The 19933-nt window shown below is 66.8% G+C and carries 20 protein-coding genes; 7 read left to right on the top strand and 13 right to left on the bottom strand.

Annotated features, from left to right (window positions below):
* Positions 1-25: 25 nt before the first annotated feature.
* From B4F19_RS11105 to B4F19_RS11085, 5 genes are all read right to left on the bottom strand, one after another.
* On the bottom strand, positions 26-1636 hold the full coding sequence (locus B4F19_RS11105; RefSeq protein WP_292734930.1) for a xylulokinase: 1611 nt from the start codon (positions 1634-1636) through the stop codon (positions 26-28).
* Positions 1633-2355 (bottom strand): L-ribulose-5-phosphate 4-epimerase, encoded by a 723-nt coding sequence (locus B4F19_RS11100; protein ID WP_292734927.1) that lies wholly within the window; start codon positions 2353-2355, stop codon positions 1633-1635. The genes B4F19_RS11105 and B4F19_RS11100 overlap by 4 nt, the downstream gene beginning before the upstream one ends.
* A gap of 125 nt (positions 2356-2480) precedes the next feature.
* A complete protein-coding gene (locus B4F19_RS11095; RefSeq protein ID WP_292734924.1) occupies positions 2481-3485 on the bottom strand; it encodes a LacI family DNA-binding transcriptional regulator in 1005 nt (334 codons plus the stop codon).
* A 52-nt stretch (positions 3486-3537) separates the two neighbouring features.
* Positions 3538-3756, bottom strand: a complete 219-nt coding sequence (locus tag B4F19_RS11090) for a hypothetical protein (RefSeq protein ID WP_292707755.1) — start codon at positions 3754-3756, stop codon at positions 3538-3540.
* An 80-nt stretch (positions 3757-3836) separates the two neighbouring features.
* A complete protein-coding gene (locus tag B4F19_RS11085; RefSeq protein WP_292735105.1) occupies positions 3837-5696 on the bottom strand; it encodes an ABC transporter ATP-binding protein in 1860 nt (619 codons plus the stop codon).
* Positions 5697-5813: 117 nt separating this feature from the next.
* Between B4F19_RS11085 and dacB the strand changes: the two genes are divergently transcribed.
* On the top strand, positions 5814-7367 hold the full coding sequence (gene dacB / locus B4F19_RS11080; RefSeq protein WP_292734921.1) for a D-alanyl-D-alanine carboxypeptidase/D-alanyl-D-alanine endopeptidase: 1554 nt from the start codon (positions 5814-5816) through the stop codon (positions 7365-7367).
* Positions 7368-7370: 3 nt separating this feature from the next.
* Here dacB and B4F19_RS11075 read toward each other — a convergent pair whose 3' ends face one another.
* Positions 7371-8555: a hypothetical protein gene (locus tag B4F19_RS11075; protein ID WP_292734918.1), complete on the bottom strand. Its 1185-nt coding sequence runs from the start codon at positions 8553-8555 to the stop codon at positions 7371-7373.
* 93 nt (positions 8556-8648) lie between these two features.
* On the opposite strand from B4F19_RS11075, the gene B4F19_RS11070 reads away from it, so the two are divergent.
* Entirely contained in the window at positions 8649-9236 is a 588-nt protein-coding gene (locus tag B4F19_RS11070) for a TetR/AcrR family transcriptional regulator (protein ID WP_292734915.1), read from the top strand.
* Between the two features lie 27 nt (positions 9237-9263).
* On the opposite strand, the gene B4F19_RS11065 is transcribed toward B4F19_RS11070, so the two are convergent.
* On the bottom strand, positions 9264-9962 hold the full coding sequence (locus B4F19_RS11065) for a PhzF family phenazine biosynthesis protein (protein WP_292734912.1): 699 nt from the start codon (positions 9960-9962) through the stop codon (positions 9264-9266).
* A gap of 241 nt (positions 9963-10203) precedes the next feature.
* Here B4F19_RS11065 and B4F19_RS11060 point away from each other — a divergent pair, with 241 nt between their 5' ends.
* From B4F19_RS11060 to ppsA, 4 genes are all read left to right on the top strand, one after another.
* Positions 10204-10743, top strand: a complete 540-nt coding sequence (locus tag B4F19_RS11060; RefSeq protein ID WP_292734908.1) for an NADPH-dependent FMN reductase — start codon at positions 10204-10206, stop codon at positions 10741-10743.
* A 26-nt stretch (positions 10744-10769) separates the two neighbouring features.
* Positions 10770-11294, top strand: coding sequence for a flavin reductase family protein (locus tag B4F19_RS11055; RefSeq protein WP_292734905.1), 525 nt, complete (start codon positions 10770-10772; stop codon positions 11292-11294).
* 99 nt (positions 11295-11393) lie between these two features.
* Positions 11394-12230: a pyruvate, water dikinase regulatory protein gene (locus tag B4F19_RS11050; RefSeq protein ID WP_292734903.1), complete on the top strand. Its 837-nt coding sequence runs from the start codon at positions 11394-11396 to the stop codon at positions 12228-12230.
* A 37-nt stretch (positions 12231-12267) separates the two neighbouring features.
* The gene (ppsA, locus tag B4F19_RS11045; RefSeq protein WP_292734900.1) at positions 12268-14667 is read left to right on the top strand and encodes a phosphoenolpyruvate synthase; all 2400 of its coding nucleotides are present in this window, start codon (positions 12268-12270) and stop codon (positions 14665-14667) included.
* Here ppsA and B4F19_RS11040 read toward each other — a convergent pair.
* Genes B4F19_RS11040 through B4F19_RS11030 form a run of 3 tightly spaced genes read right to left on the bottom strand, consistent with a single transcriptional unit; the run spans position 14664 to position 17555 of the window.
* A complete protein-coding gene (locus B4F19_RS11040) occupies positions 14664-15839 on the bottom strand; it encodes a MalY/PatB family protein (protein WP_292734898.1) in 1176 nt (391 codons plus the stop codon). The two genes, ppsA and B4F19_RS11040, sit on opposite strands and share 4 nt — an antisense overlap.
* A gap of 59 nt (positions 15840-15898) precedes the next feature.
* Positions 15899-16573, bottom strand: coding sequence for a TetR/AcrR family transcriptional regulator (locus B4F19_RS11035; RefSeq protein WP_228178426.1), 675 nt, complete (start codon positions 16571-16573; stop codon positions 15899-15901).
* Positions 16563-17555 (bottom strand): epimerase, encoded by a 993-nt coding sequence (locus B4F19_RS11030; RefSeq protein ID WP_292734895.1) that lies wholly within the window; start codon positions 17553-17555, stop codon positions 16563-16565. Before B4F19_RS11030 ends, B4F19_RS11035 begins: the two co-directional genes overlap by 11 nt.
* A gap of 82 nt (positions 17556-17637) precedes the next feature.
* On the opposite strand from B4F19_RS11030, the gene B4F19_RS11025 reads away from it, so the two are divergent.
* Positions 17638-17961 (top strand): DUF222 domain-containing protein, encoded by a 324-nt coding sequence (locus tag B4F19_RS11025; RefSeq protein WP_292734892.1) that lies wholly within the window; start codon positions 17638-17640, stop codon positions 17959-17961.
* Positions 17962-17996: 35 nt separating this feature from the next.
* On the opposite strand, the gene B4F19_RS11020 is transcribed toward B4F19_RS11025, so the two are convergent.
* The 3 genes from B4F19_RS11020 to B4F19_RS11010 all read right to left on the bottom strand — a co-directional run bounded on the left by B4F19_RS11020 (position 17997) and on the right by B4F19_RS11010 (position 19919).
* Positions 17997-18527 carry a cupin domain-containing protein gene (locus B4F19_RS11020; protein WP_228178423.1) on the bottom strand — a complete coding sequence of 177 codons (531 nt, stop codon included), beginning with the start codon at positions 18525-18527 and terminating at the stop codon, positions 17997-17999.
* Positions 18528-18784: 257 nt separating this feature from the next.
* Positions 18785-19369 (bottom strand): PIN domain-containing protein, encoded by a 585-nt coding sequence (locus tag B4F19_RS11015; protein ID WP_228178422.1) that lies wholly within the window; start codon positions 19367-19369, stop codon positions 18785-18787.
* Between the two features lie 25 nt (positions 19370-19394).
* Positions 19395-19919 carry a helix-turn-helix domain-containing protein gene (locus B4F19_RS11010; RefSeq protein ID WP_228178421.1) on the bottom strand — a complete coding sequence of 175 codons (525 nt, stop codon included), beginning with the start codon at positions 19917-19919 and terminating at the stop codon, positions 19395-19397.
* Positions 19920-19933 lie beyond the last annotated feature (14 nt).

The raw sequence follows: 19933 nt of genomic DNA, 5'->3' as shown, positions 1-19933 counted from the left end.
TTCTTCGATGAGGGGAGATGAGGACTTAGAGAGCGGTGACGGCAGCGCGCTCGGCGGCAAGGCCCGCGCGGTAGCGGTCGAGGTAGGAGGCGTAGCCGGCAACCTCGACCGGGTCAGGGACGACGGTGGCGAACTCTGCGTCGGCGAAGACGACGGCGTCGAGGTACGCGGCAAGGGATGCGTCGGTCTGACCCGTGCGGCGTGCGGCGGCGTAGGCGGCGAGGACGGCGATCCCCCACGCACCGCCCTCGGAGGCGTGGCGTTCGACCGACACCGCAGTGTCGAGGGCTGCCGATAGCACCCGCTGGGCGACCCCGGCGGTGCGGAAGATGCCGCCGTGCGCGAGCATCCGGTCGACCTTCACGCCCTCGTCATCGAGCACGCGCATCCCGAGGCTCAGCGTCGCGAACACTCCCGCCAGCTGCGAGCGCAGGAAGTTCGCCAGCGTGAGCTGGCTGTCGGGGGTGCGGATGACCAAGGGTCGGCCCTCGTCGAGGCCCGCAATGGGCTCGCCGGAGAGGTGGTTGTACGAGAGGATGCCCCCGGCATCCGGTGCGGCGGTGAGCGCCTCGGTGAACAGGGCCTCGTACACCGAGTCGGGCGGCAGCGGGGAGCCGATGAGGTCCGCGAAGCGCTGGAAGACACCCACCCACGCGGCAAGCTCCGAGGCGCCGTTGTTGCAGTGCACCATCGCGACGGGGTCACCGGCGGGAGTCGTGACGATATCGAGCTCGTCGTGCGCGGCCGACAGCGGACGCTCGAGGACGATCATCGCGAAGATGCTCGTGCCCGCGCTGACGTTTCCGGTGCGGGGGGCGACGGCGTTGGTCGCGACCATGCCGGTACCCGCATCACCCTCGGGTGGGCAGAACACCGCGCCGGGCCGCAGCGCCCCGGTCGGGTCCAGCAGTGCGGCACCCTCGGCGGTGAGCTCCCCCGCCTCGGCGCCGGCCGGCAGGACGGTCGGGAGCACCTCGAGGAGGCGACGCGGCGCGGCGTCGCCGGCTAGGGCATCGAAGCACGACACGAGGTCAGCGTCATAGCTGCCGGTGGCCGGATCAATGGGGAACATGCCCGACGCGTCGCCGACACCGAGCACACGGCGGCCGGTCAGAGCGGTGTGGACGTAGCCGGCGAGCGTCGTGAGATGGTCGATGGCGCCGACGTGTGGCTCGGCATCCAGCATCGCCTGCCGATAGTGGGCGATCGACCAGCGAAGCGGGATGTTCACACCGAACAGGGCGCTGAGCTCGCTCGCTGCAGCACCCGTGTTGGTGTTGCGCCAGGTGCGGAACGGCACGAGCACCTGGTCGTGGGCGTCGAAGGCCAGGTATCCGTGCATCATGGCCGAGATGCCGATGCTCGCGAGGGACTCGATCACAATCCCGTAGGCGTGCTTAACCCGGATGCCGAGCGCCGCGTACGCAGCCTGGATGCCCGCCCACACCTCATCGAGGGGGTAGGTCCACACCCGATCGACGTAACTGTTCTCCCACTCGTGGCTGCCGATCGCGAGCACCCGTCCACGCTCGTCGACGAGGCAGGCTTTGATGCGGGTCGAGCCGAGCTCGATCCCCAGGCTCGCTCGCCCGGCGGCGATCGCTTCCCGGCCTTCTTCCGTATTCAGGGCGCTCATCGACGGTCGTCCGTCGACTGGCCGTACACGTTCTGGTAGCGGTTGTAGAGGCTGTCGATCGCCTCCTGCGGAATCGGAATCACCGGCCCCGCCTGCTTCGCGATGTGCACGGTGCGGGCGACATCTTCGAGCATGACGGCGGCCTTCACGGCATCCTTCGCGCTCGACCCGATCGTGAAGGGTCCGTGGTTTTGCATGAGGACCCCGCGTGAGCGGTGACCACGCAGTGTCTCGACGATGCCGCGGCCGATCGAGTCGTCGCCGATGATCGCGAACGGGCCGATCGGGATCGGCCCGCCGAATTCATCGGCCATCGCCGTGATGACGCACGGGATCTCTTCTCCGCGCGCTGCCCACGCGACGGCGTACGTCGAGTGGGTGTGAACGACCCCGCCGACCTCGGGCATGTGGCGGTACACGTAGGCGTGAGCGGCGGTGTCGCTCGAGGGCGAGCGTTCGCTTCCCACACTGCCGGGAACGACGTTGCCGTCGAGGTCGCAGAGAATCATGTTCTCGGGGGCCAGATCGTCGTACGAGACGCCCGACGGCTTGATGACGAACAGGTCAGCGCCCGGAACGCGACCCGAGACGTTCCCGCCGGTCCAGACGATCAGTCCGTAGCGAACCAGTTCGGAATGCAACGCCGCGACATCGGCACGGACCCGAGCGATCGCTTCGCTGACGGCACTGTCGAAATGGGCACTGTCGATTTCGGTCATCGATGAATCCTTCCGAGACACCCTCGTCGTCGCGCTTGTCTGCACCGACTGGGCACGCCCCGAATGTTACCGGTAACACTTGGGATCCGCCAGTCTTGACCGTCGCAGCACCACGCCCCGGGAGGTCAGATCGTCAGCGGCGCACTCGAGGCCCGGATGACGAGCCGAGCCGGAGCCGACGCTGTGCTGAGCCCCCCGGTCGAGCCCCCCGTAACCTCGGCGACGCAGCGGCGCGCGTCACCGAGCACATCAACGCGAACCGTGGTGAGCGCGGGCGCATAGAACGCCGCATCCGGGTTGTCATCGAAGCCGACGACCGCGAGATCGTTCGGAACCCGGATGCCGCTCCCGGCGAGCCCTGCCATGAGCCCCAGCGCCATCTGGTCGTTCGCGGCAAGGATCGCGGTCAGTTCACCGGCCTGCACCGCGGCAGCGACCTCCGCGGCGCGGTCCGCGCCGGATCGAGCTGACCAGTCTCCCCGCCACTCATGGGTGAGGGACAGGCCGGCACGATGGAGTCCCGCCTCGGCGCCCTGGGCACGAGATGCCTCTTCAAGCCAGTCGACGGGCCCGCCGAGACGCCCGATCCGTCGGTGTCCGAGGCCCACGAGGTGTGCCGCAGCGAGCGCTGCGCCTTCGTGTTGCGCTCCTGCGCCCTCGTCTGCGTGCAGCGCGGCGACCGGCACGCCCAGCTCCCTTTCGCGCAGCGCGGCAACCATCCGCGCGTGCGGGGCAACGAGCACGAGCCCGTCGATGCCTTGAGCGAGCACGTGGGCTATCGCTCCGTCGATCGCGGCCGGATCGCTGGCATCAGCGTAGGCAGTCGCGATCCACAGGCCCGCCTCCCGAGCGGCTTCGGCGAGAGCCGCGATTCCCACCGTGGGGCCGTAGAGGGTGGCATCCGTTGCGATGACCCCGATGGTGCGCGTGGATGCCGTGCCGAGCGCTCGCGCGGCGTTGTTGACCCGGTAGTCGAGTGCTCGCATGGCCTCGAGCACACGCATCCGCGTCTCGGGCCGGATGTTCGGGTAGTTGTTGATGACCCGCGACACCGTCTGTGTCGATACTCCCGCCAGCCGGGCTACCTCGCGCACCCCGGCAGGACGCGCCGGACGGGTGACATCGCTCATGGGCCCTCAGCGTACTGCTGCGCTGCGCCCACCGATGACGAAGGCGGGACGGTCAGAGTGCGCCGATGCGCGCTTTCAGTTGCGCCACGATCTCGGGGTCGACCTGGCCGCCCGCGAAGGTCAGCACGGTGTTCACAGGCATACCCTTCGCCATCCCGACCATGGGGTGTGTCGGAAGCTCGGGAACCAGTTCGTCGATGATCGCGCGCGCCTCCGGGTCATCGAGCAACTGCCCGAGAGTGGTCGTGTTCAGATCGAACTTGCCAGCCATCGTGTGTTCCTCCATGGGCGAGGCGCGCACCCAAACGCGCACGCTCTCAGCTTCCCAGCGCCGGCGGCCGACGGCAACCGTCAGATCACGGAAAGGGCACTCTCCTGCTGGTGCGCGACAAGTCGCGCATACGCGCCGCCAGCCGCGAGGAGCTGGGCGTGCGTGCCGCTTTCGATAATGCGTCCCGCCTCCACGACGTGGATGACGTCGGCGGCGACGATCGTCGAAATGCGGTGCGCGATCGTCAGGGTCGTGCGGCCCTGCGCCGCGGCATCCAACGCCTGCTGCACGGTCCGTTCCGAGACGGTGTCGAGCGCGCTGGTCGCCTCATCCAGAAGGAGGACGGGTGGGTTCTTCAGCAGCACCCGCGCGATCGCGATCCGTTGCTTCTCGCCACCGGACAGGCGATAGCCCCGCTCGCCCACGATCGTGTCGTAGCCGTCGGGGAAGGACTCGATGACGTGATGAATATGCGCGCCGCGGCATGCTTCCTCGAGCTCGTCGGGAGAGGCCTCCGGCTTCGCGTACAGCAGGTTCTCGCGAATCGACGCGTGGAAGAGATACGTCTCTTGCGAGACGATCCCCACGCTGTCGAGCAGCGACTCCCGGCGGAGATCCCGAACGTCGGCGCCGGCGAACAGCACAGCACCCGACGACGCCTCATACATGCGCGGCGCAAGGTAGAGGATCGTCGTCTTGCCCGCGCCACTGGAGCCGACGAAGGCGATGTGCTGACCGGGTTCCGCCACGAAGGACACATTGTGCAGGGTCGCCGCGTCCTCACCCGCGCCGGGGTAGCGGAACGAGACGTCGCGGAACTCGATCCGACCGACCGGCCCCGGCGCTGCATCGACGTCGATGGCATCCGGAGCGTCGACGATAGCGGGCTCGAGGTCGAGGTACTCGAAGATGCGGGCGAACAGCGCCATCGAGGTCTGGACGTCGAGCGCAACCCGCATGAGCGCCATGAGCGGAAAGAGCAGGCGCCCCTGCACGGCGGTGAAGGCCACGATCGCGCCGGCCGTGATGTCGACGCCGCCCGTGATGAACACACCCGCGAGCAGATAGATGACCGCCGGGACTGCCGACATGATGACGCCGACGACCGCGAAAAAGCCCTGGCCGCTCATCGCCTGCCGGATCTGCAGGGAGACCTGACGGGTGGTCTCGTCGGCATAGCGACCGGTCTCGTAGTCCGCGCGATTGAACGAGCTCGTGAGCATGATGCCCGAGACCGAGAGCGACTCCTGGGTCATGGCGGTGAGCGTTGACAGTGATTCCTGGGCCTGCGCCGCGATCCGGGCACGCACCTGACCGACGCGCCGCTGAACGACCACGAGCACCGGCAGCATGACCACTGCCACGAGTGTCAGCCGCCAGTCGATGATGACCATCGCTACGAGCGACGCGATGACGGTGACGCTGTTGCCGAGGATCGAGGTGAACGTGTTGGTCAGGACGCTCGCCACCCCGCCCACATCGTTTTGAAGCCGGGACTGGATGACGCCCGTCTTCGTGCGCGTGAAGAACGCAAGTTCCATCGACTGCAGGTGCTGGAAGAGCCGGACCCGCAGGTCGCCGGTGACGCGGTTTCCCACCGACGAGGTCAGCCACGTCTGCAGGACGTTCAGCCCCGCAGACAGCACGAACAGCCCGATCATGAGCGCAACGAGCTCGATCAGCAGCGCAATATTGGGTCCGCCGGATGCCGGGAACAGCGCGAGGTCGAAAACCTGCTCGACCAGGAGCGCCGGGATGACGCCGAGGGCAGCGCTCAGGATGACGAGAACCGCGGTGATGCTGAGCCGCCCGCGGTACGGCGAGAACAGCGCGACGATGCGCCGCCCGAGGTGCGGGATGTGGGGCGCCTCCGCGTTGCGTTCCCGCTGCGTGCGTTCGTCGGCCCCGCGAGTGAGGCCCCCGCCGAAACCACCGCGCATCATGCTCATCCGCGCTCTCCCGTCCGGCGCTTTCCATGTCTTAGTACATGGAAAGCGTACCCGCCTGGAGCACCGCGAGGGTCGGGACGATGACGGCGCCTCGATAGACTCCGTCCTATGCTCCGTCGCACCCGACGAACGGTGGCCCTCGCAGCGATCGTGTGCGCCGCCACATCAGTCGTCGCCTGCGCCGCGACCTCCGAACCCGACGTGCCGCCGACCATCGCGGCCATCATGAACCAGCCCACCTATGAGGGTGGCCGGTGGGGGATGTCGGTGATGGACATCGACAGCGGCGAGACCCTCATCGCGGTGAACCCCGACGATCAGTTCCTCACCGGGTCGACCGCGAAGATCCTGTCCGTCACCGCAGCCCTCGACCTGCTCGGCGCAGACGCGACGTTCACGACGCCCGTCATCGCAATCGGTGAGGTCACCGACGGCATCCTCGAGGGAGACCTCATTCTGCGCGGCTCCGGGGACCTCACCCTCGGGGGCCGCACCATGTCAGACGGCACCCTGGATGTGCCCAACTTCGACCACTACGACGCGAACGTCCTTCCGGGACTGGCAACCCTCACCCCCGAAGACCCGCTAGCCGGCCTCGACGATCTTGCGCAGCAGGTCGCGGCTTCCGGCATCCGTGCCGTCACAGGAGACGTCCTCGTCGATGACAGGCTGTGGGATCCCGTCGTGTTGGATGGAGTGCCGATCTCACCGATCGTGGTCAACGACAATCTGGTGGACATCGTTCTCACACCCGGCGAGGCAGTCGGCGATCCCACGACCGCGAGCTGGCGCCCCGAGACCGCCGCCTACTCCCTCGAGAACCAGGTGAGCACGGCGGACGCCGACAGCGGATTCGATATCACGATCACGGAGCGGGACGGCATCCTCACCGCCACCGGAACGATACCCCTGGGCGTAGACCCCGTGGTGCAGACGTACCAGGTTCCTGAACCCGCCGCGTGGGCCCGGACCCTGTTCATCGAGGCGCTGGCCCGGGCGGGTGTCACCGTCGAGGCCGACGCGGTATCACCGAGCTCTGCCAAGCTGCCCCCGTCATCTGAACTCGATGACGAAGCCCCGGTCGCCACGTTCACATCGCCGCCGTTCTCGGAAACCGCCCGCCTGATCAACAAGGTCAGCCACAACCTCGGCGCGAACCAGCTCCCCCTACTCCTGGCTGCGCAAGATGGTGAACGAACCCTGGAGGCCGGACTTGCGCGGCAGATGAGCGTGCTCGAGGCGGCGGGCCTCGGTCCTGAGGACGTCGTCATCGCTGACGGTCAGGGCCTGCCGGGAAACCGCATCACCCCGGCGGCAATGACCTCGTATCTGGTTTCCCTGACTGATGCGCCGTACTTCACGACGTTCCTCGAGTCCACGCCGATCCTCGGGGTCGACGGCTCCCTGGCGGACGTGCTGCCCGAGGGCGACCCCGCGATCGGGTCTGCGCACGCGAAGACCGGCACACTCGTCGGACCGGGAACCGAGACTCCCTACCTCCTCGAGACGAAGGCGCTTGCCGGATACCTGGATGCCGCCTCCGGCCGACGCCTCGCCTTCGCCGTGTTCGTCAATGATGTCCCGATCACCGAGGTGCAGGCGGTTCTCCAGGCCAACGCCGATCTGGGCGCGATCGCCTCTCAGCTGTTCCAGTTGTACTGACGCCTAAACGGTCAGCGGGTGTTCGGCCGCGGTCTGGCCCGCCCGCAGCCTGCGAGCTGGGAGGTCGACGAGCGTCAGTGCGAGCCCGCCAGCCGCCCACAGCAGAAGCACGGTCCACTGCTGTGCGGTTGCCGCATCCGGGAAGTATGACAGCGACCGCAGAAGAGTTGCAGCAGCGCCCGGCGGCAGCCACTGACCGATCGCACCCCACGGCTGGAGGAGGAACTCGACGGGAATCGCTGCCGCAGAGAGCGGGTTAGCGAACAGCATCGTGAAGGCAGCGCCGAGACCAACGCCTGCCGGTCCGAGCAGTCCTGCGCACCCGGTCACTGTCGCCGCGATCGCCGCGATGGTCGCGGCGCACGCTGCGGCATTGAGCCAGAAGCTGCCCTGAAGGGCGCCGAACAACCCCTGCAGGATGCCGGCGAGCACAAGACCGGCGCCGACTGCTGCAACCACGACGGTCGTCACGCGCCTGACCGCGCTGCCTCGGACCACGAGCGTCGAGACGATTCCGACGGCGAGCCCGCCGAGGACAAGGGGGAACGATGCCACACCCAGTGCGGCGCCTCGCGGGTCGGACGCGGCGAACGGCACGATGTCGGTGACCGTGACAGTCACGACCGGGATCTGCACCGACCCGGAGGATCCAGCCTCAGGGATCTGCGGAGTCTGTCCGCTTCGGACTGCTTCGAGGACGGATTGGATGCGGGCGGCAACTTCCTGTTGTGCGGCAGTGATCTGCGCTTCGACCGTGGAGCGGATCTGTTCGTCAATGACAGCCTGCATGCTCTGCGCGAGGTCGTTGAGCATCTGCGCGACGGTCGAACTCGCCGCGCTTGCCGTCAACACTTCGGGTGCGTCTGTCGGGCTGGCACCCAGAACGATCGCGCCGTAGCTCTCCCGACGCTCAATCGCAGCCACGGCAGCATCCCGGGAGTCGTAGCGCGTGAGGGCGACGGCGCCCTCCGCCTTCTCCGACACCGTCGCCTCGACCTGCGTGACCTGAGCGTCGTCGCCGACGACCCCGACCGGAAGGTTCTGCGGGGAGGCTGTCACGGCCGGCCAGGCGAACAGCAGAAGGATCACTCCAACGACCAGCGACAGGACCACAGCCACGCCCAGTGCGCGCGACCAGGGTGTCGGAGCGGACAGCCCGGGATCGGTTGTCGTGGATGAATGAGTCATCGATCCTCCTAAAACGAATGTTCGTTCTTTATTATGAGGATGACCGCCTATTCTGGCAAGACCCGTTCGACGCGGGGCGAAAGAGGAGGGTGGATGCCGAAGATCAGCGAGGCCCGGCGCGACGCCCGTCGAGCCGAGATCCTCGATGCGGCCCTGCGCTGCTTCGCGCGATCGGGGTACCAGCGCACGTCGATGGCCGACATCATCGCCGAGTCGGGCCTCTCGGCGGGCGCCATCTACGGCTACTTCGCGAGCAAGCAGGACCTCGTCCTCGCTGTCGCGTCGCGGCTGCTGGAGGAACGCCGCGCTGACGTGGAGAGCGCGGCGCGCGAGCACCCGCTCTCACCCGCCGAGATCGCCCTCACACTGATCCACGGGGTGCGCACCCAGATGCCGATGGACGTCCTCCTCCAGATCTGGGCGGAAGCCAGCGTCGATCCCGGGATGCGCCGCCTCATCGAGTCGACCCTCGGCAGCCTTCGCGCCACTGTCGGCGACAGCCTGCTGGCCTGGGCACGCACTCATCCCGAACGCATCGCCGACCCGGCATCCTGGAGCACCGCCACGGCACCAGTCCTGCTCAGTCTCATTCCCGGTTTCGTGCTGCAGCGGGTTCTGCTGAACGAGTTCGACGAACAGGCGTTCCTGCGGGCGGTGCCGATGCTCCTTCCCCACGATTGAGCGCAGCGCTGGCAGCCGCCATGCGTGTCACGCGAGTTCGACGTCGCGCCCCGGCGTCGTCCGGCCACCGATCTCGACCTCGCGGCCAAGGTTTCGACGGTGCGTGACGAGCCTCGAACCTGCTCCCTGCTCGATCTGCAGGTCGCGGCCGAGCGCTGCAGTCAGCCGGATCGCTGCTGACCCGGTCGCCTCATCGGTACGGATGCCGAGCCCCGGCGCGAACATCCGCGTGCGCACTTTCCCCGCTTCTTCATCGAGCCACGCCCAGACATAGTGCATGCCCTCGGTGTAGGCATCCGGGTCGACGGCGTCGACTTCGTCCGGCGAGTCGAGCTGTTCGAGTTCGAACTCCGGCGCCCAGTCCACGTCGGCACTGATCCACGTGAACTCGCCGTCCGCCCGCACTCGCGCAGATCCGGCGGGCACGGCGACATGGCGGATGTCGTCGCCCGCCGCGCGAAGCCAGGCCGCAAGACCAACCGTGGGATGCCCGGCGAAACGCAGCTCCTGCTTCGGGGTGAAGATTCGCGCCCGAACAGTGCGCCCTTCCACCGCGTCGATGACCACGGTCTCGCTGAAGCCGAGGTCTGCGGCGATGTCCTGCTCACGCCCGCGAGTGGCCTTCGATGCCCACACGATTCCGAGCGGATTGCCGTGATCTCCTGCTTCGTCGACGAACACGTTGACGACAGTTGCCAGGATGCCCATGGGACGCCAGTCTTGCATCCCCGATACCCTGACGTGGTTCGGAGCGGCCCAGGATCGACGTACCCGGGCGCTGTGAGGGGCGGTTTACGCGACCGAAACACGAATGTGTGCACAATGGATGTGCAGCGTAAGCCGTTGCGGGCGCACTGGGCCACAAGATCCCGGGGCGTGTGGAGATGTCGTTCGCTCCACGTCCCCTCTCGCGGTGTGGTGCGGCGACTCATCCCTTCCTGTTCATCGGTATGGAAGTGAGAGAGTCATGTCACTCAAAGTCGCGGTCGTTGTCGGCAACCCGAAGCCGGCGTCGCGAACCCGCAAGATCGCCGAACTTCTGCTCGAGAAGCTTCTCGACCCCGGAACGTTCGAGGCGCAGGTGATCGACCTGGCCGACTACACCACAGAGATCTTCGCGTGGCCGTCGGAGACCATGGGGGCGCTGAACGCGGCAGTCGCTGAATGCGACCTCGCGATCTTCGCCTCGCCGACCTACAAGGCCACCTACACCGGGCTGCTCAAGGCCTTCCTCGACCGGTATCCCGCGAATGGGCTCGCCGGTGTCACGGCAATCCCGCTCCACACCGGCGCGGATTTCACGCACGCGATGGGGCCGACCTTCACACTGTCTCCCCTCTTGGTGGAGCTCGGAGCAACAGTGCCCGGACGCGGCTTCTACCTGGCCCTCAGCCAGATGGAGCGCGTGGACGACGTCCTGGACGCGGCAGTGGCGGAGTACGCCGGCAATATCCGACGAGTGGCTTCGCTGGCCGGCGCCCTCCGCGCCGACATCCCGGCATCCTGAACCGACGGCGAAAGAGAAAGCAAACCATGTCGCAGCTCGCCACACCTGAAGTGCCGTTCTCTCCCCGCCAGTTCCGGGACACCCTCGGCCACTACGCATCCGGAATCACGATCGTGTCGGGGATCGACAACGGCGAACCGATCGGATTCACCTGCCAGTCGTTCTTCTCGGTATCTATCGACCCGCCGCTGATCTCGTTCAGCGTCATGAAGACCTCGACGACCTACCCCCGGATCGCTGCTACCGGCAGGTTCGCGGTGAATGTCCTCGCGCACGATCAGCACACCATCGCCACCCAGTTCGCCCGTAGCGGCACCGACAAGTGGGCGGGGGTTTCGTGGACACCTGCCGCCTCGGGGAACCCGATCATCGCCGACACCCTGATGTGGGTGGACTGCGAGGCATGGGCCGAGCACGAAGCGGGTGATCACCTCATCGTCATCGGGTCGGTCGTGGGAATGAGCCCGGCGGAGTCGCATCGCGAGGAGCCGCTGCTCTACTTCAAGGGCTCCTACCGGCACCTTCGCGACCTCGACCAGCTCGCCGGCTGAGCACGTCTGAACGCGTTATGTTTGCAGGGTCGTAAAGAAAGCTCAATCTTGACGCCAATTGCGGCGGTAAGCACTGACATATCTCTTTAGCCTCGAGGCATGCCCTCTGCCCTGAGCGACCACACGCGCACGAAACGCGCCGTGTTCTTCGTCTCGGACAGCACGGGCATCACCTCCGAGACACTGGGCAACGCCCTGTTGGCGAACTTTCCCGGCTTCCGGTTCGAGCGCCACACGATTCCCTTTGTCGACACCGCCGAAGCGGCAGCGACGGTGGTACAGACGATCGCTGCCGCGGATGCCGCGGGCCTGGCGCCCATCGTCTTCTCGACAATGAAGAACGCGGCAGTCGGTCGGGTGCTCGACACCGCGCCGGCGCCGCGCATCGATCTGCTCGGCGGTCACCTCACCGACCTTGAGCGCACGCTCGGCACAACGGCATCCGAGCAGCTCGGGCAATTTCACACCGTGGGCGACACCGAGGCATATTTCGCACGGATGCGCGCGGTCGAGTACGCGATCGAGCACGACGACGGGCAGAGTTCGCGTGCGCTCGAGTTCGCCGACGTCATCATCATTGCCCCCTCGCGCTGCGGCAAGACCCCGACGACCATGTACCTCGCGCTGCAGTACGGCCTCCTGGTCGCGAATTACCCGCTCACCGACGAGGACTTTCCCACCGATGGACTCCCGCGGCTCGTCGCCCCGCACGCCGAGCGCTGCTTCGGCCTCACCACGACGCCCCTGCGCCTGAGCCAGGTGCGCCACGAGCGACGCCCGGATTCGCGCTACGCGAGCCTCGCGCAATGCACCCTCGAGCTGCGACGCGCCGAAGAGCTGTATCGCCGCACGCGCGTGCCGTTCCTGAACTCCTCGACCAAGAGCGTCGAGGAGATGTCGGCAATCATCCTGCAGACCTTGAAGCTTCGCGCCTGACACCCCAGCCCTTCCCGGCCCTCACAAAGGAGCACCCATGAAGAACGTCCTCTGGTTCGACGAGATCGGCATGACCGATCTGCCAGCCGTCGGCGGCAAGAACGCCTCGCTCGGCGAGATGGTCTCTCATCTGTCAGCGCTCGGCGTGCGGGTTCCCGGCGGGTTTGCCACCACAGCCGACGCCTACCGCCGCTTCTTGGCCCACGACGGTCTCGGCGACCAGATCGCAGCCCTCTTGCGCGATCTCGACACCGACGACGTCGCAGCCCTCACGCGCGTCGGCGGCGAGATCCGCGCCAGCATCGAGCGGCACCCGCTGCCCGAGGACCTCGAGATCGACATCCGCACCGCCTACGACCGGCTGCTGCACGACGACGCCGATCCGGATGCCGTGACCTGGGCGGTCCGGTCGTCGGCGACGGCCGAGGACCTGCCCGACGCCTCCTTCGCGGGGCAGCAGGAGACGTTCCTCAACATCGGGGGAATCGAGAACATCCTGACCGCGATCCGTCGGGTCTTCGCCTCGCTCTACAACGACCGCGCGATCGCGTACCGCGTGCATCAGGGATTCGATCACACCGAGGTTGCTCTGTCGGCCGGGGTGCAGCGCATGGTGCGCTCGGATGTGGGTGCCGCCGGCGTCATGTTCACCGTCGACACGGAGTCGGGGTTCGATCAGGCGGTGTTCCTCACGAGTTCCTACGGACTGGGTGAAGCAGTCGTGCAGGGAGCCGTCAACCCCGACGAGTTCTATGTCTCGAAGCCGGCTTTGCGCGCGGGGCGCCCGGCCGTCTTGAAGCGCTCGGTCGGCGAGAAAGCGGTGGCGATGCGCTACACCGACAGTCGTGCCGCGGGCGCGAGCACGGCCTTCGTCGATGTTCCACTCGCCGATCGCGCCAGGTTCTCGCTGACGGATGCCGAACTCGAGGAACTGGCCAGGCAGGCTCTCGTCATCGAAGAGCACTACGGCCGGGCGATGGATATCGAATGGGGTAAGGACGGCGTCGACGGGCGGCTCTACATCCTGCAGGCCCGGCCCGAGACTGTCGTCTCTCGCGCGTCGGCGAAGGTCATCCGCCGCTTCCGCCTGCATGAATCGGGGACGGTCCTGGCGGCAGGTCGCGCCATCGGCCAGCGCATCGGCTCGGGTTCCGTGCGGGTGCTGAGCGATCTGGCCCAGATGGACTCGTTCCGCGCGGGCGATGTTCTGGTGGCCGACATGACCGACCCCGACTGGGAGCCGATCATGAAGAGGGCCGCAGCGATCGTCACCAACCGCGGTGGACGCACCTGTCACGCGGCGATCATCGCGCGCGAGCTCGGCATCCCGGCCGTCGTCGGTGCAGGCGATGCCACCCGCATCCTGAGCGATGGACAAGACGTCACAGTCTCGTGCGCCGAGGGCGACACCGGGTTCGTCTACGAGGGCCTGGTGGAATTCGCCGAGGAGGAGACGCACCTCGATCGGATGCCGGAACTGCCCGTCAAGATCATGATGAACGTCGGCACGCCCGACCAGGTGTTCTCGTTCTCGCGCCTTCCCCACCGGGGGGTCGGGCTGGCGCGGCTCGAGTTCATCATCAACCGGCAGATCGGCATCCATCCCCGCGCGCTCCTCGAGGGCGACCTACCCGCCGAGCTGCAAGCCCAGATCGACGAGCGGGTCGCCGCCTACCCGTCGCCGCGTGACTTCTTCGTGCAGCGCGTCGCGGAGGGTATCTCGATGATCGCCGCCGCGTTCGCACCCGAACCGGTCATCGTCCGGATGAGCGACTTCAAATCGAACGAATACGCAAACCTCATCGGCGGCGAACGCTACGAGCCGCACGAAGAGAACCCGATGCTCGGCTACCGCGGGGCGTCCCGCTACATCTCCCCCGACTTCCGGGCCTGCTTCGATATGGAGTGCGAGGCGCTGCGGTACGTGCGCGACGAGATGGGATTCACGAACGTCCAGGTGATGATCCCCTTTGTCCGCACCGTCGGCGAGGGTCATGCCGTGGTCGAGATGCTCGCCGAGAACGGCCTGCGCCGCGGTGTCAACGACCTGAAGATCATCATGATGTGCGAGCTGCCGACCAACGCACTGCTGGCCGATCAGTACCTGGAATTCTTCGACGGCTTCTCGATCGGCTCGAACGACATGACCCAGCTGACCCTGGGACTCGATCGCGACAGCGGCCTTGTCGCCAACACCTTCGACGAGCGCGATCCCGCCGTGCTGCAGCTCATGTCGATGGCCATTCAGGCGTGCCGCGCGCAGGGCAAGTACGTCGGCATCTGCGGTCAGGGGCCGAGCGATCATCCCGACCTTGCCGAGTGGCTGCTCGCGCAGGGTGTCGAATCCATCTCCCTGAACCCCGACACCGTCGTTGAGACCTGGATGCGACTCGCCGCCGACGCACCTGCCGACGCCTCTGCGGGGACGTCGTCCTAGACGGGCGCTGAGGAGAGGGCGGCGGCCAGCCGGCGAACGATCTCTTCGAGCACAGGCGTCGGCGTCGCGAAGATGAGGCGCGCGAACCCGGCGCCGACCTGGCCGCACATGGTCCCCTCCGTCAGGGTGACGGATGCTTCCGTCGCGAAGTATTCCGCGGGGTGCTCGTCGATCCCGGCACCGCGGAAATCGACCCACCCGACGTACGTGCCTTCCGGTTTCGGCATCCATGCCCCCGGAAGATGCTCGGCAAGGAGCGAGAGCAGCCGATCACGATTGCCCTCGAGGTAGGGCACGAGGTCGGCAAGCCACGCATCCCCGCTGCGGAAAGCGACGGCGTTGGCGATCGCGCCGAGGTTGCTCGTGCCGTGCCCCGAGAACCGCCCGATGCGCTCCCACGTCTCGCGGTCACGGTCGCTCGTGAGCACGAGTTCCGCGCACTTCAGACCGGGGAGATTCCAGGCTTTCGAGGCGCTCATGGCCGTGATGGTGTGCTCGGCAGCAGCCGGTGTCACCGTCGCGTACGGGATATGGGTGGCGCCTGAGAAGACGAGCGGCGCCCAGATCTCGTCCGAGAAGACGCGCCCGCCGTTTCGGTCGACGACCTCGGCGATCCCGATCAGTTCGTCTCTCGCGAACACGCGACCCACCGGGTTGTACGGGTTGCACAGGAGCAGCAGGTTGCCTCCCTCGTCGAACGCCCGCTGCAGCGCGTCGAGGTCGAATTCGTAGCGTCCGTCGCGAATCGCGAGAGGCATCTCGATGACCTCGCGACCGCGCATCGGCGGCACCATGAGGAACGGCATGTATGACGGGGTGGGGACGATGATCTTCGACCCCGGCTCCGAGCAATGTTCCATCGCGAGTTCGAGGCCCATGATCACATCTGGGATGCCCCACACGTCGCTTGCCGGCACATTCCAGCCGTAGCGGCGCTCGAGGAAGCCCGCCGTCGCATCCGACAGATCAGCGGCGATGCGCTGCGGCATGTACCCGAAGGCGCCATCATCGACCGCCGCATGAAGGGCGGCGGTAATGGCCGGGTCGACACCGAAATCCATCTCGGCTACGAAGGCCCCGATCGAGCCATCCGTTGCCGACCACTTCGTCGCGCCGGTGGCACGAAGCTGCTCGATCGTGATGGCGTTCATGCGCCGGGCGAAGTCAGTCATTGCGCGCTCTTCCTGCTCGTGGCCGCTCCCACGATAGCTCGCGCCACCGACGCGGGCCCTCAGGCGCGGACGCTGCCGACCAGGGCGAGCACCTCTGCTACCGCCCCGCGAACGAGTGGAAGGCGAGCAAGCGGCAGCACCGCCGAAAGCAGGCGCAGCGACCTGTCGAGCAGGAGCCGCGTGCGCTGGCGGCCCTCTGAGGTGTCGTAGACCCAGAACAGCGCGAGCAGAAGGTGCGCGAGAACGAGCGCATCCGGCATCCGCTCCCGCACGTCGTCGGTTAGCCGCGTCGGTGCCGCGCCGTCGATCGCCTCCGCGAACAGCCCCTCGACGATCGCGAAAGCCTCTGCCGATTCAGCGGACAGGGGGTTGATCGGCGACCGGGGCGACACCGCAGCCGAGAGGAACTCTCCCGCGTGGGCATGATACGGCTCGAGCTGGTCGAGTCCGGTCTCGAAGACGATCCGCAGCCGCTCGATCAGCTCGGTTGCGCCGGCGAGGAGCGGCTGAGCCGCGGCCCAGTGCCGCTCCTGCACGTCGAGGTACAGCTCCTGGATGAGGTGATTCTTCGACGCGAAGTGGTAGTTCGTCGCCCCCACCGACATCCCCAGCTCGTCGGCCAGCCCCCGGATCGTCGTCGCGTCGTACCCGTTCTCGCGAAATGATCGCAGCGCCGCGGAGCGGATGCGCTCACGGGTGCGCTCACCCTTCGTGTGTCGAACCTCAGCTGGCATCGATCGCCTCCTTCGCGTCGACGAGCGCTGCTCGCAGGTCGGTGTGCCCGAATGTGAAGCCGGCATCGCTCAGGGCCTGCGGCACGACCCACCGACTCTTCAGGACCAGCTCGGGCTCGGTGCGCAGCACCCACATCGCGGCTTCCAGCATCCAGCGCTGGGCGGGCAGCCCGACCGGCGCACCGACCACGCTGCGCAGCGTTCGCATGAGGGTGCGATTGTCGCTCGGATGGGGCGAGGCGACGTTCACGGGACCCGACATGCGCGGGTCGTCACGGATGAAGCGCACGGCCGCAACGACATCGTCGGTGTGCACCCAACTGAATCTCTGGCGTCCGCGAGTGCGGTACCAGGGCGCCCGCGCCGGGCCGGTCGGTTGGTCACCGATGCCGCGGTAGCGGTGGTGCGGGGGGCACCATCCGTCGAACTGCGTGCCGCCCAGCCCCCACCGGGCGAGGTTCAGCAGCATCCGGGTCGCCGGACCGTCGCCGATGACGATCGCCATCCGCAGCGCAACCCGGCGTGTGTCGGGAAGCGAGCCGGCGAAGAGCTCGCGCTCCCACGACGTTGCGACATCTACCGAGAACCCCGAGCCGATCTCACCGTCCGACTCGGCGTTTGGTCGATCGGTGGAGTGACGGTAGATCGTCGCCGTGGAGGCATTCATCCAGACCCGCGGCGGTCGCTCCGCCGTCGCAATGGCCTCGCGCAGCGCTCGCGTCGTCTCGACCCGCGAGTTCAGGATGCCGGCGCGATTGCGGTCCGTGTAGCGACAGTTCACGGACTTACCCGCGAGGTTGATGACCACGTCTGCACCGTCGACCGCGCGCGCCAGGGCCGCGGCATCGTGCCACTGGACCGGCGCAGTTCGCCCGATCTGACGGACCGCGTAGCCGTCTTCGGCGAGCGCCTGAACAACGGCTCGTCCGACGAAGCCGCTGCCGCCGGCGATCACGGCGACCTGCCGCCTCTCGGTGTCCATACATCGACGATAGCGCTTTTCTGAACGTGTTCAGAAACTGAAGAACTCTATCGCTGTCGGATGCACGACATAGCGTGCCGTCATGACGATCACTGATGTCCTTGTGGAAGACGAACCCGCCGAACTGCTTCTCGAAGCGATCACGGCCCTGATGGAGAACTCCGAAGAGTCCGCCGGCATGACCAGCTTTGGAGGCAAACTGGCAGGCGATAGCGGCGCGGCGCTCGTGCACGCGCTCGGATGGATAACGGCCGAGCTGCACGCCGAGGACATGCGCAGCTTCCTCCCCGGAGGAACACGCAACAAACGCACCGAAGAGCAGCGTGGCGCTGACGCCTTCATCCTGCTCGTCGATCGGCTCGAGGAGGCATTGATGAGTCGGACAGCCGATGATGTCGCGACGTGACTGAAGTTCGCCGGGCCGAAGGCTTGTACCCCTGATCAGGTCAGCGGCCGGTCAGGACGCCCCGGAGCACTCACGTTCCCGGTCGTCAGCTCAGACATCGTGAGGTCGTCGAGCCATGAGGGCCGCATGATTTGCGCCGGCGGTTCGATTCGGACCCTTTCGGGAGTCCAGGCCGGCGTGACAACTGAACAGATCAACGCAAAGCCCGCGGAGTCGACGAGTCGAAGTGCTTTGTAGGATCCGGCCGGGACAGTGATCATCGGCCGCGTCTCCCGAGACACCACCGACCTGGTCACCGCACCGTCGCTATCCACAACCACGTACTCGACCGGACCACCGTCGACGATGACGTGGGTGTCATCGACAGCAAGCCAATGCCACGCGTTGATGGGGCGACGAGGGTCGAGCAGGTAATAGATTGCGTTCGCGGCTGGAGACGCCGCGCCGTCGGCAGTTCGGACTTCCACATCCGAACGGAAGGCGGGAGCCCACCACCCCGATTCACCCTCGAGCACGCGCAGTCCCAGCCGCTCAATCCACTCGTCGGCTCGAGGATGATGTGTCACATGCTCCATCGTGCCCGCATGCCGCTTCGAGAAGAGATCAGCTCAGCTACGTTCAGGAAAAGTGGCGGAGACGGAGGGATTTGAAATCGCGCCAATGACAATCGAGCCCAACTCAAACCGCATGATTCCGCGGATTCTGACGTCGCCGACGTACTCCTGGATCAGGTCGGCCGGGTTCGATTCGTGGCAGAAACGTGGCGAGTGTTCGGCGCGAAATCAGGTGGCTGCACTCGCCCTTCAGTCACGCGATCTGGAGACTACGCGGACGTGGCTTCGACCATCATCTCGACGGCTTCGATCATGCCGTATCGATCTCGCAAGATGTCGAGAATCTCCTCGACGGTGAGCGCTGTACTGTAGCGGCCAGAACGACTCGCGATCTCCTGCACCGCAGCGAGTGCATGCCTTGGGTTGAGCGCGACAGTGTTCTTCGCGAACTCCCTGGCGCTGAGCACCTGAATGCCCGGCGGAATCTTGCCTGCAGGGAAGTCCTTCAGGTTCTCGGTGACGATCGCTCCGGCTCCCGCGATGACGGCCGCAGCGACCACATGCTCGTCATCCGGATCGGGAAGCCCGAACGTACCTTCCAGCGGCTCCCAGCCTTCGACCTCCGCGTCGGCGAACTCTCGCCGCATCGCAGCGATGAGGGTTGCTGCGCGGCTGGCCGCCTCCGCTATGGGTATCCCCCGCTTCACGAGCTTGGCCTCCTCGTGGAACTCGAGCTCGTCGAGGATCGCCGAACTCCAGGTCGGTCGATACGCGCCCTCGACCGCGAGGGAAAGGAGGAAGTCACGCTGCAGGCTCGGCCACAGCACGCTGGTGTCGAGGGTCGCCGTGAACACGACCCCATCCTCTCAGCCTGCGAAGTCAGAGTCGGGCAGCCCGCCTCGCTGCCACTGCCTTCCTCGCCGCTTTCAGGTCCTCGAGCGTCTGCTCGATGTTGTCTTCGCCGACGGAGTCGCGCGTGGCGGCGAGCATGTCGTACTGACGCTCACGGCGGCGCTCTCGGTATTCGAGGAGATCCGCGAGGAGAACGCGGCGGTGCGTTCCCGCCTTCTCGAACGGGATCTCGCCCTCGTCGAGGAGCTTCACAATGGTCGGGCGGCTCACGTTCAGGAGATCCGCTGCCTGCTGGGTGGTGAGCCGTGTTGTCTGGGGTACAACTGACACGGCAAGCCCGCTCTGCATCGCGTCCACGATCTTGCGGAGAGCGAGGTAGACCTCTTCCGGAAGCTCCACCTGGTCACCTGGACGCGCCCCCGCAAGAAAGTACCTCGGCTCGGGAAGAGCCCGACCGGCGGCCTCATGGGCGGTGAGGAAGTCCAGCACAGGGGCAAGCTCGACTCCCCTGCTGGGAAGGTACGTCTCTTCAACAACTGCAGCGCGAGACACGGAAATCACCTCAA

Source organism: Microbacterium sp. UBA1097 (assembly GCF_002313585.1).
GTDB lineage: Bacteria > Actinomycetota > Actinomycetes > Actinomycetales > Microbacteriaceae > Microbacterium.
This window is presented reverse-complemented; position numbering and strand designations above follow the sequence as displayed.